The sequence below is a fragment of the Nitrosomonas sp. genome (assembly GCF_043753625.1).
In the GTDB taxonomy this organism is placed as follows: domain Bacteria; phylum Pseudomonadota; class Gammaproteobacteria; order Burkholderiales; family Nitrosomonadaceae; genus Nitrosomonas.
The window spans coordinates 12,431-29,281 of the sequence record NZ_JAYUWI010000131.1 but is presented as its reverse complement, the minus strand read 5'-3'; the positions used below and the strand labels follow the sequence as shown (position 1 = coordinate 29,281).

Here is a 16,851-nt window from a genome sequence, read left to right as displayed (position 1 = left end):
AACACGATATGACAAACTGAAAAGAAATTACGAAAGTATGGTTGCCATGGCTTGTGGATATCTGTGGCTACCTATGTGAAATGTCAACAGACCCTAGTATTTCACGAGCTGCTTGATAATTCCCTTTCTCAAAATACGCTTTAGCTTTTTTACCCCGTTCTGTGTTGAGTGGTATTTTGTCGATATCGTCAAGTAGTTTGCGAATACTTTCAATAAAACTATTTAGCTCCTGCTCAGCTTGTTGCAATTCCTTTCTAAGATCTTGATCACTAGGATATTTTTCAGTTCTCTCTCTGGCTTTCTCAACTGCTTCGAGTAGTGCTTGATAGCTAGATGATTGCTGGATAGTTGTGAAGTAATTGATCTGCGTGTTATCGTTTCCCTGCTGGACGCCTTGAGAGCGATCGGCAGTAATGTACTGAAACAATATATTATCGTTTGCCACCTTGAACTCTCAGTAATCTATTTAGATGGATTCAAATGAATTACTTGAAGTTATTGGTTTGAGTGTTACTGTTACCAATTTGAACGCCTTGGTTACTGTCACCCAATTTCACATAATAATTTTTTGAGATAAAGCCTGCTTCTTTTAATAGCTTTTCTAATTGCTGTGCTCGTTCAATCAACGCTGTATCCGGTTCTAACATGATCTTGTTCAGCTTACTTTCTAGCGGTTTTTTAAAGCCTTCTGGATCACTTTCCAGGTTATCAAGAAACATTTTGGCTTCGATTTCATTGGCTTGAGTGTCAATGTCTGATTTCCAGTGTTCTATCACTAAGTTTTTTAATCCCTGATAAGTATCTTTGACTGCCTGATTGGCTGTATCTTTTAAAGCTGAGCTGGCACCAGCGACCAGTGCACCTACTAGCATTGAGATCGGTTCCATATTTTTCCTTATTTTTATAAGCCAACTTTATATTTGTTGTTTCAACGTGGAAATATTCATCCCGTTCAAGTAAAACAGGGTTTTATAGATACATTTATTCTTGAAAGATGTTGTCAGAAAATAATCTGGCTTTCCACCTCAAGTTCAAACTGCCCCTACTGAATAGCTGTTTTTGGTCGGAAGCGGGCATTTCAATTACGCCAATCATTATTTCATTCAAAAGAAAAAAATTTCTTCAACTTATCCATGAAGCTGCCGGAATTTGCAGGGGCTTTTTCATTTTTGTCGGCCAGTAAATTTTCCAGGGTTAGCTGATAAATGCGCGACAGTTGCTCAATGTCATCGACTGCAACATACTCATTCAGTTTATGAATCGTCGCATTGAGCGGGCCAAATTCGATGACCTGCGGGCAAATGTCCGCGATAAACCGGCCATCGGAAGTGCCGCCGGAAGTGGAAAGCTGCGGTTCGAAGGTGGTGACTTGGGTGATGGCGTTGCTCATGGCGTTGGCTAATTCAGCTTTGGGCGTGAGAAAAGGTTTTCCGGAGAGTTCCCACGCTAATTCATAGTCAAAGCCCTGCCGGTCAAGAATTTCATGCACACGGGTTTTGAGGGATTCGACGGTGCTGGCGGTGGAGAAACGGAAATTGAATAATAAATTCAGTGTGCCGGGAATGACGTTGGTGGCGCCCGTGCCGCCATGAATATTGGAAATATGCCAGGTGGTCGGCGGGAAGTATTCGTTGCCTTGATCCCATTCGGTTTGCGCCAATTCCGCAATGGCCGGTGCGGCCAGATGAATTGGGTTTTTCGCCAGGTGCGGATAAGCAATATGGCCTTGTAAACCTTTAATTGTCAGATTCCCGGACAGAGAGCCGCGGCGGCCGTTTTTGAGGGTGTCTCCCAGCTTTTCAGTACAAGTGGGTTCACCCACAATGCAGTAATCCAGTAATTCGCCCCGTACTTTGAGCGTTTCGACCACTTTGACCGTGCCGTCGACTGCGATGCCTTCTTCGTCGGAAGTGATCAACAGGGCGATGGATCCTTGATGATTCGCATGGTGTGCGACAAAAGCTTCGATGGCGGTGATAAAGGCTGCGAGCGAAGATTTCATGTCAGCAGCGCCGCGTCCATAGAGTTTGCCATCGCGGATGGTGGGGGTAAATGGATCGCTGTCCCATTGTTCTAGCGGGCCGGTGGGCACCACATCGGTATGTCCCGCGAAGCAGAGCACTGGAGCCGTATTGCCACGGCGCGCCCAAAGATTGTCGACTTCGCCAAAACGCATTTTTTCAATCTGGAAACCGAGTTTTTCCAGACGCTCGATGAGAATGTCCTGACAACCGTCATCGGCAGGGGTTAGTGAGCGGCGGGCAATTAGTGTTTGGGCGAGAGCCAGTGTGTCATTGGACATGGGATTTCTCCTGAATTAAAGTAATGAAATAGTTTTTATAGCGTGAGTGTATGAATTACACAACAATATGTCCATAAAACTTTTGGGTTAATGTAGGGATTTACACGATTATCCTGTAAATTTGAGGCCGTAAGCTATTTAACAGCCTGTCAAACAGATGCCGGATTCTACATAGCTGATTCATGTCTTGCACTGTTGACATGGAATGTGCGTAACTTGATTTGGGCTTAACTCACTACGGGGAAAATCATCATGCTTATGTTTCTCTTTTATGTCATCTTGCTGCTCGTTGCAGTCATTAGTTTAATTCTGGCAGTTCCAGTCATACGCCGTTTCCTGGTTTCTAATCAGATTCTGAAAATTTTTCGCAAAATGCTTCCGCAAATTTCCCAGACGGAGCAGGAGGCATTGGATGCGGGCACGGTTTGGTGGGAGGGTGAATTATTTAGCGGCAAACCCGACTGGAAAAAATTGCTGGCTTATCCAAAGCCGCAATTGACAGCGGAGGAGCAAGCTTTTCTCAATGGTCCGGTTGAGCAATTGTGCGCGATGCTGGATGAATGGAAGATTACGCATGAGTTGAAAGATCTGCCGCCGGAAGTCTGGCAATTTATCAAGGAAAAAGGCTTTTTTGGTTTGATTATCCCCAAGCAGTATGGCGGCTATGGGTTTTCAGCGCTGGCACATTCCGAAGTTGTGATGAAGATCGGTTCGCGCAGCGGTACGGCGGCAGTCACGGTGATGGTGCCGAATTCATTGGGACCGGCTGAGCTGCTGTTGCATTATGGTACCGAGAAACAGAAAGAATATTATCTGCCGCGTCTTGCCAAGGGATTGGAAGTGCCGTGTTTTGCGCTGACTTCACCGGAAGCCGGTTCCGATGCCGGTTCCATGCCGGATTTTGCGATCGTATGCCGGGGTGAATATGAAGGCAAAACCGATGTCCTGGGCATGCGGGTAACTTGGGAAAAACGCTATATTACCCTGGGGCCGGTTGCGACCATTTTAGGACTGGCATTCAAGCTGTATGATCCCGACAAATTACTCGGCGGGAACGAAGATCTCGGTATTACGCTGGCGCTCATTCCCACCAATACCCCTGGGGTGAATATCGGACGGCGGCATTATCCGCTCAATGGGGCATTCCAAAATGGTCCGAATTGGGGTAAAGAAGTATTCATTCCCATGGATTGGATCATCGGCGGGCAAGAAGGGGTTGGACAAGGCTGGCGCATGTTGATGAATTGTCTGTCAGTCGGGCGCGCCATTTCGTTGCCAGCCACCAGTGTGGGCGCGGCAAAATTGGCAGCGCGAACCGCTGGGGCGTATAGCCGGGTGCGTACGCAATTTAAAACGCCGATCGGTTATTTCGAAGGAATCGAGGAAGCACTGGCGCGGATTGGCGGCAATACCTACATGATGGATGCCGCGCGGGTTATGACAGCCGGTTCGGTCGATCTGGGTGAGAAACCCTCGGTGGCCTCGGCGATTGTCAAATACCATTTGACCGAAAGGGGGCGTCAAGCGGTTAACGATGCCATGGATATTCACGGCGGCAAAGCGATTTGCATCGGCCCGAGAAACTATCTGGGACGCACTTATCAACAGATTCCTGTCAGTATCACCGTGGAAGGCGCCAATATTCTGACACGTAATATGATTATTTTTGGCCAGGGTGCGATCCGTTGCCATCCTTATCTTCTAAAAGAAGTCAACGCAACGCATGATAAAAACCCGGATAGCGCGTCGCTGGCGTTTGACGAAGCATTGATGGGGCATGCAAAGTTTACCCTGCGTAATACCGCCAACAGTTTGGTGTACGCATTGTTTGGTGATTATATAAAAGACAATGCGCCGGAAAACAGCACCCCGGAAACGGCCGTTTATTATCGCCAACTGGCACGTTTTTCCGCCAGCTTCGCCTTTATCGCCGATGTCGGGCTGATGCGACTAGGCGGCTCTCTCAAACGTAAAGAAAGATTATCTGCGAGACTGGGTGATATTTTGAGCATGCTTTATTTGTGCTCGGCGACACTGAAACGTTTTGAAGACGATGGTCGCCCCAGTGCTGATTTGCCGCTGTTGCACTGGTCGATGCAGGATGCCCTATATCAAATGCAACAGGCTTTCGATGAATTTCTGACTAACTTCCCCGGCCATATTACATTGATCTGGGTGCTGAAAGCGTTGGTTTTCCCGCTCGGAAAACGCTGTAAGCGGCCTGCTGACGATCTGGCGCATGAGGTTTCCCGGTTAATGATGGAACCGGGAGCTGTGCGGGATCGGTTGACGACCGGAATTTATGTGCCGACAGCGGATAACGAGCCGATGGCGGATTTGGAATTGGCCTTGCAATGTGTTATCGAGTGCGGGGCGGTTGAGGCCAAGCTGCGGGAAGCTACTAAGTTGCGTCAAATTACTGCGCGAGGCGATGAGAAAATTGCCCAGGCTTTGGCGCTCAAAGTCATCACTGCGGCAGAAGCTGACCTACTGAACAAAATGAGAGATTTACGCAGCCGTGTGGTTAAGGTGGATGATTTTCCACCTGATTTTGGTAAAGAAACCAAAACCGCTAATAACGGAGGTAGCAAAACAACCAGTAGTAGAAACGGAAATAGTGAAAAAGGTACTGGTGAAAAGAAAAATACTGTTGCTGCAAAGCAGGATGATGATACCGTCAGCCAAAGTGCAGATAGCAACAAGACAGCCAATGAAAATAAGGACACAGTGCAATAAGACTTACTTGAACTGGATTTGGAATCTTGGACTGAAGTAAAAGGGAAAGCTATGCAAATTGAGCAAGACGGAATGGCTGGCGTCATTCCGATAGAGACTGCAAAAACATTGGATGGTCTTTTTAAAGAGCGCGTGCAACGTTCGCCGAAAAAGGAGGCTTACCGCTATTTCAATCCGATTAGCGAGCAATGGAGCGATTACACATGGGAGCAGATCAATCAATTCGTTGCCCGTTGGCAGGCTGCACTGGAAAAAGAATCACTTGTTCCTGGCGACCGGGTAGCGGTGATGTTGAGGAATTGCCCGGAATGGGTCATGTTCGAACAGGCGGCACTGGGTCTTGGGCTGGTGGTGATTCCTCTATACACCGATGATCGTGTTGAGAATGCGGCTTATATTATTAATGATGCCAATGTTAAATTATTGCTGCTGGAGAACTCACATCAATGGCAGCAGTTTCTTAGCATACACAACCAGATAGAAGGACTGCAGCGGATCATTATGCTGCGCCCTTTTGAACCAGGCAGCGTGGATACCTGTGATAACGTCCGCGTTGTGTCAGCCAGAGATTGGTTGCCAGCCCATGCGGGTGAAGTCAAACACATCAGCAATGATCCACAGGCTCTTGTCACCATCATTTATACATCCGGCACGTCAGGCCGCCCCAAAGGGGTCATGCTGAGCCATCACAATATATTGACTAACGCTTCGAGTTGTTTGCAAGTCATACCGGTATTGCCCGATGATCTGTTACTTTCTTTCCTGCCTTTGTCACACACTTTTGAGCGCACAGCAGGCTACTATGTACCCATGATGTGTGGCGCCACTATCGCTTATGCACGCTCAATCCAGCAATTACAGGAAGATCTGCTGACAATTCGACCGACATTGTTGATCTCCGTGCCACGTATTTATGAAAGAGTGTATGCGGGCATCCGTGCAAAACTTGCCGAAGGCTCCGGTTTTGCGCGCTGGTTATTTAATTTTGCAGTAGACGTGGGATATAGCCGTTTTGAATGTCAGCAGGGAAGGGGATACCAACGACTGTCACATGTGTTGTGGCCACTATTAGAAAAACTGGTGGCGGATAAAGTGATAGGTAAGTTGGGTGGGCGGTTACGATTTGTGATGAGCGGCGGGGCTGCGTTATCGGCTGAAGTTTCGCGCATATTCATCGGCCTGGGATTACCCATTCTACAAGGCTATGGTATGACCGAAAGCAGTCCGGTAGTTTGTGCCAATCGGCTTGAAGATAATGTACCGGCCAGTGTCGGTTTGCCTATTCCTGGCGTTGAGGTTAAGTTGGGAAAAGATAATGCATTACTGATCCGTGGCCCTAATGTCATGCTGGGGTATTGGAATAATCCGGAAGCAACGAAAGCAATAATTTCCTCGGATGGCTGGCTGAATTCCGGTGATATTGCTTCGATTGATGAACAGGGTCATGTAACCATTACCGGGCGCTTGAAAGAAATTGTTGTATTGTCTAACGGTGAGAAAGTGCCGCCAGCGGATATGGAAGCAGCCATTATGCGTGATCCGCTGTTTGATCAAGTGATGTTAATCGGTGAAGCGCGTTCTTATTTAAGTGTTTTGGTCGTTTTGAATCCGGCCCGGCAGCAAGATTTCTTGACACAATATGGCTTAGATGGCGGTTTAGATAATGAACAACAAAGGCAACAAGTTGAAGAAATTTTATTAGACAAAGTCGCGCACCAAACCAGTGAGTTCCCAGGATATGCAAAAATACGCCGTATTGCAGTTATTCCGGAACCCTGGAGTATTGAAAACGGTTTGTTAACACCTACTTTGAAGTTGAAACGCACGAAGGTGTTGGAGAAATATAAGGCGGAAGTCGATAAACTTTATGCCGGACACTAATTTTAACTTGACTTGACCTTCGCTGTGGAGGAAGAAAATCGATGGCAAAAGACACCAGTAAGCTGGATAAAGTGGTTCTGGAAGCACGCCTGAATGCAGAGAAACGTGCAAAAGGATACCGGGAGCAGGCACTCAAATTGTTTCCCTGGGTCTGTGGCCGCTGCGCACGTACATTTGATCACAAAAACCTGCTGTTGCTGGAAGTGCATCACAAGAACAGTAATCATGATGACAATCGATCCGATGGCAGTAATTGGGAACTACTCTGTACCTACTGCCACGAAAATGAACATTCCAAGCTTAAAGATTCCATGGGACGTGTTGATAGCGGGGGAACTGAAACAGTTGCCACGTTTAATCCGTTCGCCAATCTGAAAGATAGACTCAAGAATAAATCGTAATGTAAAAATCGGCTGGTTAATAAATGGCCGTTCCGGCTTACTTTTAACTTGCGATTCCCCGCGGCAAGACCACAGAGTTGTTTATTAAACATGCAAGCTGACGCTGACTTAATACGCTATGCAACACGCTGGATTTCTGAGGAACATCAACAGCCTGTCAAGCTTGCGTTCTCATTACCTCGTCATCACTTAATAGTTTCCCTTAGCAAAAAACAATAGTTTCCCCAATAGTCAATGCAGCAGTGACTTCGATAATATGACACCCATGACATATGACTTGGAGTTACTACGATCATGAACATAAAATTGAATAGATACTTGGCAATTTTACCGGTACTTTCCCTATTGGTGGCTTGTGCACAGCTCGGCCAAATGAACGTATCGGATATTGAGCATCAAAGAGTGGCGCAGAATGCAAAAACATACGACGAACATAACAAACTGGCCGATTATTATGACAGTTTAGCCAAGGAAACGGCATCCAAGTTGATGGAAATGCAAGGGTTGCTGAAAAATTATGAGGATCATAGCTACTACTATGGCAGGGGAGGTCAGGATTTCCAATCTCACACTGTCGCCAACATCCGTTATTACGAGCAAGCTACAAAAGATGCCGAAAAACACGCTGGTTTCCATCGACAAGTAGCCGCGGAATTACTAAATCGTGAGCATGCAAAGTCTGCGGAATCTCGTGATCAGCCAAATAACGCTCAGATAAAGGCGAAGATGAGTTCGGATTCCGGTGATCTGAACGAATCATTGATCAAGGCTCAGTAAAGTGAATGGCGGGGATTTTTCTCTGCCATAGCATGACTGACCGCTGACCAGAAGCTTGTGGGGTGTGGGCGCGCCGATCGCCTACACCCAGTATCTTCTGAAAATATTCAGCCAATTTCAACAATCCCACAAAATCCCATTGATTGCCAATCACTTGCGCGTCGATAAGCTGATGATTCAGTGTCGAGTTTGCAGCACGCATGGTTAAGCGCGTAGTCGCATTTAGAAAATGAAGTTCACATCAAGATTGTTATGCGCCATAACGTGTAGCGCTCTATTTCTCACTATTTATCCCATTGCTAGTCAGGCCAGTAAGCTCAAGGAGTTTGTGAAGGATAGCAGAATAGAATTAGGCGGCTGGGTTCACGGTGGGGCAACCCTCAATCCTAGCCAGACAAATGGTTTTAATGGCCCGGTCATTTTTTCTGACCAGGCGAATCGATTCCAATTAAATCAACTCAATCTGTTTGTGCGGCGCTCTGTTGCATCAGAAGGAAAAGTATGGGATTTTGGCGGGCGTTTTGATTTTATGTTTGGAACGGATGCCATCTTTACGCAAGCATTTGGTGTTCCAACTTTTGATGTCAACTCCGGAGAACCCCTCAAGAGAAGCAATTGGGATTTGAATCTTTGTTGCGATTCCTCACGAACCTATGGAATCGCGCTGCCACAAGCCTACCTGGAAACTTACGTTCCCGTTGGCAATGGCCTCAATGTTAAATGGGGACATTTCTATACTCCGACTGGTTTTGAGACGGTTCCTGCACCGGACAATTTTTTTTATACCCGTGCATACACATTGAATGTCGGAGAGCCGTTCACGCATACAGGCATGCTGGCAAATTACACTATCAACAAGAACTGGCTAATTCTGGGAGGCCCGATTACCGGTAGCACCAATGGGGGCTGGGATGGGGGTTGGGATAAACAATTGGGTAACTGGGCTGGAATTGCCGGTTTTACCTGGACCAGTGATAATTAGGCGACCTCATTTCACTTCTCCGGTACTTATGGTAAGACCTCCACGCGTAGTGCTGAAACCTGGGCTTTTTACAACATAGTTCTGCAACACAGGCTAACACCCAAAACTCTTTTAGTTTTTCATCATGTCTATGGTCATGCCGGGGGCGTGTTGCTAAATAATCTGAAGAACTCCAATGTCACACAAGATGCCGAGTGGATCAGCGTTATTGCACATTTATACTATGATTTGACCGAGAATGTATCGATCGGCGCGCGCGCCGAATGGTACCGTGACCAGGATGGCTTCCGGAATCCATCACCTTTCCGGATAGCCGCAGCCACCAATATGGTGAATGGCACGGCAGTGAGTTATGCAGGGAGTCTCAGCGATGTAACCATCACGCCTGCTGATTATTATGATGTAACTGTCGGATTAAATTGGAAAGCGGCGAGATCCTTAAAACTCAAAGCAAAATTCTTGCAGAAATTGAGTATACGTCCAAACATTCGCTACGACAGAGTAGATGCTTACCGTTCGGCAGCCTATCGACCATTTGCTGATCATAAAGATCAAATTCTGTTTTCTCTTGATTTCTTGCTACCGTTCTAATTCTGCTTTGTGTCTGTGACAACAGATCACATCATCAAAAAAACCTCCAGCTAAAGCTGGAGGTATCAAAAAATAGCGATGAAGACTTAGATTGCAAGGGCATTATCAAAATGACAAGGTATTACTGTATTGCTGATTCATCCAACTTAATTTTCGCTTTATTGAATTGTCTATCTTGATCTGTCGCTGACATTTTCTTGTGCAATTCCACTTGCTCCAAATCCTCAGCTAATTCCTCCTTGTATTCGCGAATATTGGCATGCAGATGTGAATTAAGATCCTGACCTTGTCTGCCATAGGTATAAGGATGCGCTTCATATTTGTCCAGTTCGTGCTGAGAGGCTTCCAATTTCTCAGATACTGTTTTTGCCAAACTTTCATAATAATTTGCCACTGCTGCATGATCGTCTGGATTAATATTGCTGGGAACTGCGGGCGCTTCGGCGAGTACTGCTGACGCAGAAAGACCAAACAGCAAAGAAGCGATAACTTTTAATTTCAGTGCTTTCATTGTAATTTCCTCCATAAAATAAAAAATTCAGTGTTGCCATCTTAACGAAGGCAACACTGAATGACTATTGGGGAAACTCTGGTTTTTGGCTAAGGGAATCCATTAGATTGTTTTTATTACATGATATTAGATGAACGGATTGTGGGTGTGCCTCGCAGATCATCGAAATGGTATTTTTCCAGCAATTTCGGTGTTAAAGATGGGCTCAAAGAAATCTATCCTGAGATACTGGATCGCTTATGAAATGTTCTGATGATTGATTTTCTCAACATCGGATCAATCCGCAATCATTTGTGCCACTTCGAGAATGCGTGAATACGAATGTAGCCTGAACTGGGACTGATCTCGTCATTGACTTAGATGCCGAGCATAGCATTACAGCGAATGATTTTCTGTCTAGCTCGTTGGCTTTGGCGGAAGCCCTGTCTACGATACCGAATTTGATGTAATTTATAAAATATCCATTAGGATATAGATCTAGCGTGTTGATAAAACCAAGACCGATCTGTAGTACGTTGTATTAAATTGGCAGACGGATATAATGGGCTTTTCAAGCAAACAGGAATCTAGTCATGGCTAAATTAACTGATGTTACTGGAATTGGTCCCGCCACAGTCAAACTGCTATCTGAACACAATATCAAAACAGTCGAAGCGCTAGCTTCAATCAGTCTGGCAGAATTGCAGAAAATACCGGGGATGAGTGGTGATATACGCGCACGTGCAGTCAAGAAAGCAGCGGCGGATTGTTTGCGGAGTAAGGTGACCAAGGAATTAAGCACGCCAGCCAATAAGGTACAGACAACCGTTAAAAAAGTTGCGATTAAAAAGACTGTGGCTAAGCAGCCTGTTAATCAGGTTGAGGCAGATGAAGTGAAGGACATGGACAAGAAAAAGAAAAAAAAGGACGACAAGAAAGAAGAAAAAAAAGATAAGAAAAAGAAGGATAAGAACAAAAAGAAAGATAAAGATAAAAACAAAAACAAAAAGAAGTCATAGCTAAAACAAGTATGCTGATGGAATGATGAGAAGATAAGTAACTAAACTGAAATACTTATCAAGTTTTGGGTATTTTTTATTTTTTTGATTCAGGCAAATAAGCCTTTTTTTGAAAGCTTACTGGAATTTTGATAAATCTTTGGGTCTGATCAAGTATTGCAACTGCGCCTGAAGTGGATTTGCCGAAATGGCGGCATTGCCGTAATCAAGTATGGCGATCGCGGCGGTAGTCAGAAGCTTGCCGGAGCTGCTGACAGGTGGCGGGTCTTTGGATAGATAACAGAGTAATTGATCAAGCCCTGGATTATGACCAATGATTAGTAACGTATGAATTCCTTCGCTGTGTTGATTGACAAGGGAGCGCAAGTTGTTCAATGATGCCTCATAAATCCCGGTTTCCCAAAGAATACTATTCTGGGGTATGCCCAGTTCCTTTGATACCAATTGGCAGGTTTGTTTTGCGCGCAAAGCAGGTGAACAAATGATTCGGTCTATGGGATATTGCTTCTGCTTCAGCCAGTTGCTCATAAGTTTCGCAGCTTTTCTCCCGCGAGCTGTCAAAGGCCGATCGAAATCAGACCTATCTACTTCAGACCAGTCTGATTTTGCATGCCGCATGATGATCAGCTGATGTTCTTGCATGAATCTGTTATAAAATTCCTTTGTTGACTCACATATTAACATTTCTATGACACCAACCATGGACGAATCCTACGCCGCTGTTGATTTAGGCTCAAACAGTTTTCACATGATTGTTGCTAATTTGGTGGATGGACGCCTACAAATCATCGATCGTATGAAAGAGATGGTCAGGTTGGCAGCAGGATTAAATAACAAGCAGGAGTTGTCGGAAGAATCCATGCAGCAGGCGCTTGAGTGCTTGCAGCGATTTGGACAGCGCATCCGGGATATTCCTCACATGAATGTTCGCGCTGTGGGGACCAATACACTGCGTCAGGCACGAAATGGCGGGGATTTTTTGTCGCAAGCCTATAGCGCGCTGGGTCATCCGATCGAGATCATCGCGGGGCGCGAAGAAGCCAGGCTTATCTATTCCGGTGTTGCGCACAGCTTATACGATGAAGTCAATAAGCGTCTGGTTGTTGATATCGGCGGGGGCAGTACGGAAGTAATCATTGGCTGTGGGTTTGATACGTACTATACCGATAGCCTGTATATGGGATGCGTCAATGTGCAGCAGCGCTTTTTCGAGGATGGCAAGATAAAAGCCAAGAAAATGCGTAAGGCAGTATTGTTTGCGATGCAGGAACTGGAGTCGATCGAAACGACCTATAAGAAAATGGGTTGGGACCATGCGCTGGGATCTTCCGGAACCATTATGACCATACGGGATGTGGTACAAGCGCAAGGCTGGTGTGATACGGGAATCACAGCCTCGGCACTGACACGGCTAACTGAATCACTCACTGCTATTGGCGACAGCGCATTGATCAACTTTGAAGGTTTATCCGAACGCAGAAAACCTGTATTCGCCAGTGGTGTGGCGATATTGTGCGGGGTTTTTGAAGCCCTGAATCTGGATAAGATGGCTATATCGGAAGGTGCGTTGCGCGAAGGTTTGTTGTATGACCTGATTGGCCGGGTACACGATGAGGATATCCGAGACAAAACTATTATGGTTGTCGCGCAAAGATACAGTGTTGATATGGAGCAGGCGGATCGAGTGAGGGCGACGGCTGAGAACTTTTTTCATCAGGTTAGATTTGATTGGGAATTGGATGAGAAAATGGACCTGAAATTACTAGTGTGGGGGGCGCTTATTCACGAAATCGGTCTGTCGGTCGCGCATAACCAGTATCACCGGCATGGCGCCTATTTAACGGCTAATTCGGATCTGGCAGGCTTTTCCCGCCAAGAGCAAATCAAGCTGGCAATGCTGGTTCGAAGTCATCGCAGGAAGTTTCCACTGGAAGAATTCGAGCCCATAACCCCGTCTAGAAGGGTTTCGATTATGAGGCTTTGTGTTTTGCTGAGATTAGCTGTCGTTCTGCACAGAAGCCGATCCAATAGCAATCTTCCAAAAATACGTATCAATGTGAACAAAAACAGAATTAATCTGGATTTTCCGCCAGACTGGCTGGATAAACATCCTTTAACACTCGTTGATTTAGGTACTGAGCAAGATTTTTTACAGGTTGCTGATATTAAATTGATAGTCAATTAAGACAAATCGCAATAATGCTCCAGCAGCAGATGTTGTGCCGAACGGGGTTTAGCAGCTCCTGGTTTTAAACGTTTATACGAACCATCACTTTGCAGTACCCAGGCTTGCGTGTTGTCCGAGAGATAACTTAATAATCCATATTTAATTACGGTGTCACTGGTGCGTTTTTCTTCGATTGGGAAACACACTTCCACCCGGTAATGTAAATTGCGCGTCATCCAGTCAGCACTGGAGCAAAATACCAATTCTTCACCGCTGTTATGGAAATAATAAACGCGGGTATGTTCCAGAAAGCGGCCTACGATGGAACGTACATTAATATTTTCCGAAATACCCTTGATTCCTGGGCGCAAGCAGCAAACGCCGCGGATGATCAGATCGATTTTGACGCCGGCCTGCGAAGCCTTATATAGTGCGGCGATGATTTCTGGGTCAACCAGTGCATTCATTTTGGCAATAATCCAGCCTTTTTTTCCTGCATTCACAGCGCTGATTTCTTTCTCGATATAGTTGAGTATGCCCTTGTGTAGTGTGAAAGGTGATTGTAAAAGCTTTTTCAATTTACCCGCCCGGCCCAGGCCCGTTAGCTGATGAAACATTTTGTTTACATCTTCTCCGATCGCTTTGTCACAAGTCAGTAGACCGTAGTCAGTATATAAGCGCGCAGTTCGCGCATGATAGTTACCCGTTCCCAAATGGACATAGCGGCGCAAGGTGCGGCTTTCCCGTCTGACGACCAGGATCATTTTGGCATGGGTTTTATAATTCACTACGCCATATACCACATGCGCCCCAGCCTGCTGTAATTCACTGGCCAGTTCGATATTGGCTTCTTCGTCGAATCGTGCCCGCAACTCAATTACCACAGTGACTTCCTTGCCGGCACGCGCTGCAATTTTTAATATTTCAACGACTGCTGAATCAATGCCGGTACGGTAAAGCGTCTGCTTGATTGATAGTACATTGGGATCAGCTGCAGCCTGCCGCAGAAAATCGATAACCGGCGCAAACGATTGAAATGGATGATGCAGCAAGATGTCGCCATTGTGCAGCGCATCAAAAATATTGGTATTTTTGAGCAAACGCTTGGGTATGTCTGGTGTGAATCCAGTAAATTTTAATTCGGGGCGATCAACCAAATCACAAATCGTGAGCAAGCGCCCCAGATTGACAGGCCCTGCGACCTGATACAGATCGCTTGGTTGTAATCCGAATTTTTGTAACAAGAAGCTGCTGAGATTGTCCGGGCAATTATCTGCAACTTCCAGGCGCACGGCATCACTGAATCGCCGCGAAGGCAATTCACCTTCAAGGGCGCGCAGCAGATCGTCAATTTCTTCATCATCGATAAACAAATCACTATCACGAGTCACTTTGAATTGATAGCAACCGGTTGCATTCATGCCAGGAAACAGATCACTCACATGCGCATGAATGATCGATGACAACATGACAAAATCATGATTCCCGCCACTATATTTTGGCGGAATCTGAACAATCCTGGGCAATGAACGCGGTGCTTGCACAATGGCCAGCCCTGAATCACGCCCAAAGGCGTCTTTTCCCTCCAGCGATATAATGAAATAGAGATTTTTGTTCAAAACTTTGGGGAAAGGGTGCGCAGGATCCAAACCAATCGGGCTGAGCACAGGTAAAACTTCATCCTTGAAGTAGCGATGCACCCAGCGGCTGAGCAAGGGTTTCCACTGCGTGCGGCGCAGCAATCGTATTTTATCCTTGGCCAGCGCGGGTATGATCATGTCATTCCATACGCTGTATTGCTCTTCCACAAACAAATGTGCTGTTTCACTGACGCGTGCCAGTACTTCTGCCGGTGACAGATTGTCTGCCCCCGTTTGCACAGAGCTGTATTTGACTTGTTGTTTCAAACCGGCGACGCGGATTTCGAAGAACTCATCCAAATTGGTGCTGGCAATGCATAAAAAACGAAGCCTTTCCAGCAGCGGCAAGCTGTCATCCTTGGCTTGTTCGATAACGCGCCGGTTAAATTCCAGCAGACTCAGCTCGCGATTGATATAAAGCGTAGGATTTTTGAGGTCAATGGTATCCATCAATGGTAACTGTGCTCAGAAAAATTGGTATTTGTTGCGGGCCGGTCAATTTCCGCTTAAGAGCGATCAACAGGGAAATATAAAACAAGCTGCATTCTAGCCTAGTTTGCTCGGGATTGAGCCTTTACTTGGGTGTCAGCTTCAACAGCTTGCCGTTTTCTTCGTCCGTCAATAAATATAACGCGCCATCCGGGCCTTGTTCCACATCGCGGAAGCGTAGCGTATTGGTTAATAACCGCTCTTCGCCGATAATTTTTTTATCGGCGATTGTCAAGCGGACTAATTGCCGGCCCGCCAAGGTGCCGGTAAACAGGCTGCCACGCCACCCCGGAAACAGTTTGTCGGTATAGAACACCATCCCGGAGGGGGCGATCGAGGGCGTCCAGTAATAAATGGGCTCTTCAAAACCTTGTTCGGTATGTTCATCTTTGATCGGCACACCACTGTAATGCGAGCCGTAGTTGGCCTTGGGCCAGCCGTAATTTTTGCCGGGCTGCGGAATATTGATCTCATCGCCACCCTTGGGGCCATGTTCATGAATCCACAACGCGCCGGTTTGGGGATGGATCGCAGCCCCTTGCACACTGCGATGACCGTACGACCAGATTTCCGGCTTGGCTTGTGGATTATTGACGAAAGGATTATCGGCGGGCACTGAACCATCGGGGCGGATACGGACTATTTTGCCGATATGGTTGCTCAAATTCTGCGCTTCTTCCATGTAATCGCCGCGGTCGCCCAAGGTGATGAAAAGGTTGCCATCAGGTGCAAAGGCTAGGCGTGAACCAAAATGCACCGGGCCTTCCGTTTTTGGCAACTGGCGGAAAATCACTTGCAAATTTTCCAGAGCGCCATTCTTCAGCTCGGCTCTGGCAACCGCAGTACCGGCTTTTGATCCTTCCGGTTCAGCATAAGACAAATAAATCAGGCGGTTTTTGGAAAATTCCGGATCCAACGCAACATCCAGCAAGCCGCCTTGCTGCTGGAAAAAAACAGTGGGCACACCTTTAATGGGTTCCGACACACGCCCATCCGGCGTGATAATGCGCAATTGGCCAATTTTTTCGGTTACCAATACATTGCCATCCGGCATAAAGGCCATACCCCAGGGAAATTGCAATCCACTGGCAATTAATCGAACCTCAAATTCTGTTTGAATGCGCTGGGCTTGTGCAAAGAATGGAAAGAAATAGCTGCTGCATAGCGTTATTAGTACAAGAAACTTTAAAACCGAGAGCGTATGGATCATTTGATTTTCCTTCCCACAGATCATAGAACAATGCGTGTCAATGTATCATTCCTGTTGGCTGGTCTCAATACTTGTTAAGCATCTCCTCTTTATTTGATGAAATGCCACAAGGCCACGCAGTGACAAGTCGATGCTGGAACGCCCCTGCTTATATTATGACTTCTTA

The 16,851-nt window shown here is 46.3% G+C and carries 14 protein-coding genes and 2 pseudogenes; 8 read left to right on the top strand and 8 right to left on the bottom strand.

All coding sequences use genetic code 11. From position 1 onward, the window contains the following. A pseudogene (locus tag ACH10T_RS11070) lies at positions 1–79 on the top strand (IS5/IS1182 family transposase); the annotation flags it as partial. Here the strand turns inward: ACH10T_RS11070 and ACH10T_RS11065 are convergent. The 3 genes from ACH10T_RS11065 to dapE all read right to left on the bottom strand — a co-directional run bounded on the left by ACH10T_RS11065 (position 68) and on the right by dapE (position 2,302). Beyond that, on the bottom strand, positions 68–445 hold the full coding sequence (locus tag ACH10T_RS11065; RefSeq protein ID WP_394809335.1) for a hypothetical protein: 378 nt from the start codon (positions 443–445) through the stop codon (positions 68–70). The pseudogene ACH10T_RS11070 and the gene ACH10T_RS11065 overlap by 12 nt on opposite strands. A gap of 40 nt (positions 446–485) precedes the next feature. After that, positions 486–887 (bottom strand): hypothetical protein, encoded by a 402-nt coding sequence (locus ACH10T_RS11060; RefSeq protein ID WP_394809334.1) that lies wholly within the window; start codon positions 885–887, stop codon positions 486–488. Between the two features lie 212 nt (positions 888–1,099). Continuing rightward, positions 1,100–2,302: a succinyl-diaminopimelate desuccinylase gene (gene dapE, locus ACH10T_RS11055; RefSeq protein ID WP_394809333.1), complete on the bottom strand. Its 1,203-nt coding sequence runs from the start codon at positions 2,300–2,302 to the stop codon at positions 1,100–1,102. 252 nt (positions 2,303–2,554) lie between these two features. Here dapE and ACH10T_RS11050 point away from each other — a divergent pair, with 252 nt between their 5' ends. From ACH10T_RS11050 to ACH10T_RS11035, 4 genes are all read left to right on the top strand, one after another. Then, positions 2,555–5,038, top strand: a complete 2,484-nt coding sequence (locus tag ACH10T_RS11050; RefSeq protein WP_394809332.1) for an acyl-CoA dehydrogenase — start codon at positions 2,555–2,557, stop codon at positions 5,036–5,038. 51 nt (positions 5,039–5,089) lie between these two features. After that, positions 5,090–6,919, top strand: coding sequence for an AMP-dependent synthetase/ligase (locus ACH10T_RS11045; RefSeq protein ID WP_394809331.1), 1,830 nt, complete (start codon positions 5,090–5,092; stop codon positions 6,917–6,919). Positions 6,920–6,960: 41 nt separating this feature from the next. Next, on the top strand, positions 6,961–7,320 hold the full coding sequence (locus tag ACH10T_RS11040; RefSeq protein WP_394809330.1) for a YajD family HNH nuclease: 360 nt from the start codon (positions 6,961–6,963) through the stop codon (positions 7,318–7,320). 294 nt (positions 7,321–7,614) lie between these two features. Continuing rightward, a complete protein-coding gene (locus ACH10T_RS11035) occupies positions 7,615–8,097 on the top strand; it encodes a hypothetical protein (RefSeq protein WP_394809329.1) in 483 nt (160 codons plus the stop codon). Here ACH10T_RS11035 and ACH10T_RS11030 read toward each other — a convergent pair. After that, positions 8,084–8,299: a hypothetical protein gene (locus tag ACH10T_RS11030; protein ID WP_394809328.1), complete on the bottom strand. Its 216-nt coding sequence runs from the start codon at positions 8,297–8,299 to the stop codon at positions 8,084–8,086. The genes ACH10T_RS11035 and ACH10T_RS11030 overlap by 14 nt on opposite strands. A gap of 27 nt (positions 8,300–8,326) precedes the next feature. Between ACH10T_RS11030 and ACH10T_RS11025 the strand changes: the two are divergent. Then, positions 8,327–9,670, top strand: a pseudogene (locus ACH10T_RS11025) (porin). 121 nt (positions 9,671–9,791) lie between these two features. Here ACH10T_RS11025 and ACH10T_RS11020 read toward each other — a convergent pair. Continuing rightward, positions 9,792–10,181: a hypothetical protein gene (locus ACH10T_RS11020; protein ID WP_394809327.1), complete on the bottom strand. Its 390-nt coding sequence runs from the start codon at positions 10,179–10,181 to the stop codon at positions 9,792–9,794. 572 nt (positions 10,182–10,753) lie between these two features. On the opposite strand from ACH10T_RS11020, the gene ACH10T_RS11015 reads away from it, so the two are divergent. After that, positions 10,754–11,179, top strand: a complete 426-nt coding sequence (locus ACH10T_RS11015) for a helix-hairpin-helix domain-containing protein (protein WP_394809326.1) — start codon at positions 10,754–10,756, stop codon at positions 11,177–11,179. A gap of 117 nt (positions 11,180–11,296) precedes the next feature. Here the strand turns inward: ACH10T_RS11015 and sixA are convergent, their stop codons facing one another. Beyond that, positions 11,297–11,821 (bottom strand): phosphohistidine phosphatase SixA, encoded by a 525-nt coding sequence (sixA, locus tag ACH10T_RS11010; RefSeq protein WP_394809325.1) that lies wholly within the window; start codon positions 11,819–11,821, stop codon positions 11,297–11,299. Positions 11,822–11,867: 46 nt separating this feature from the next. Here sixA and ppx point away from each other — a divergent pair, with 46 nt between their 5' ends. Beyond that, a complete protein-coding gene (ppx, locus tag ACH10T_RS11005) occupies positions 11,868–13,364 on the top strand; it encodes an exopolyphosphatase (protein ID WP_394809324.1) in 1,497 nt (498 codons plus the stop codon). On the opposite strand, the gene ppk1 is transcribed toward ppx, so the two are convergent. Together ppk1 and ACH10T_RS10995 are read right to left on the bottom strand one after the other, a co-directional pair. Beyond that, positions 13,361–15,436, bottom strand: a complete 2,076-nt coding sequence (gene ppk1, locus ACH10T_RS11000) for a polyphosphate kinase 1 (RefSeq protein ID WP_394809323.1) — start codon at positions 15,434–15,436, stop codon at positions 13,361–13,363. The genes ppx and ppk1 overlap by 4 nt on opposite strands. A gap of 124 nt (positions 15,437–15,560) precedes the next feature. After that, a complete protein-coding gene (locus ACH10T_RS10995; protein WP_394809322.1) occupies positions 15,561–16,685 on the bottom strand; it encodes a PQQ-dependent sugar dehydrogenase in 1,125 nt (374 codons plus the stop codon). Between the last annotated feature and the right edge of the window lie 166 nt (positions 16,686–16,851).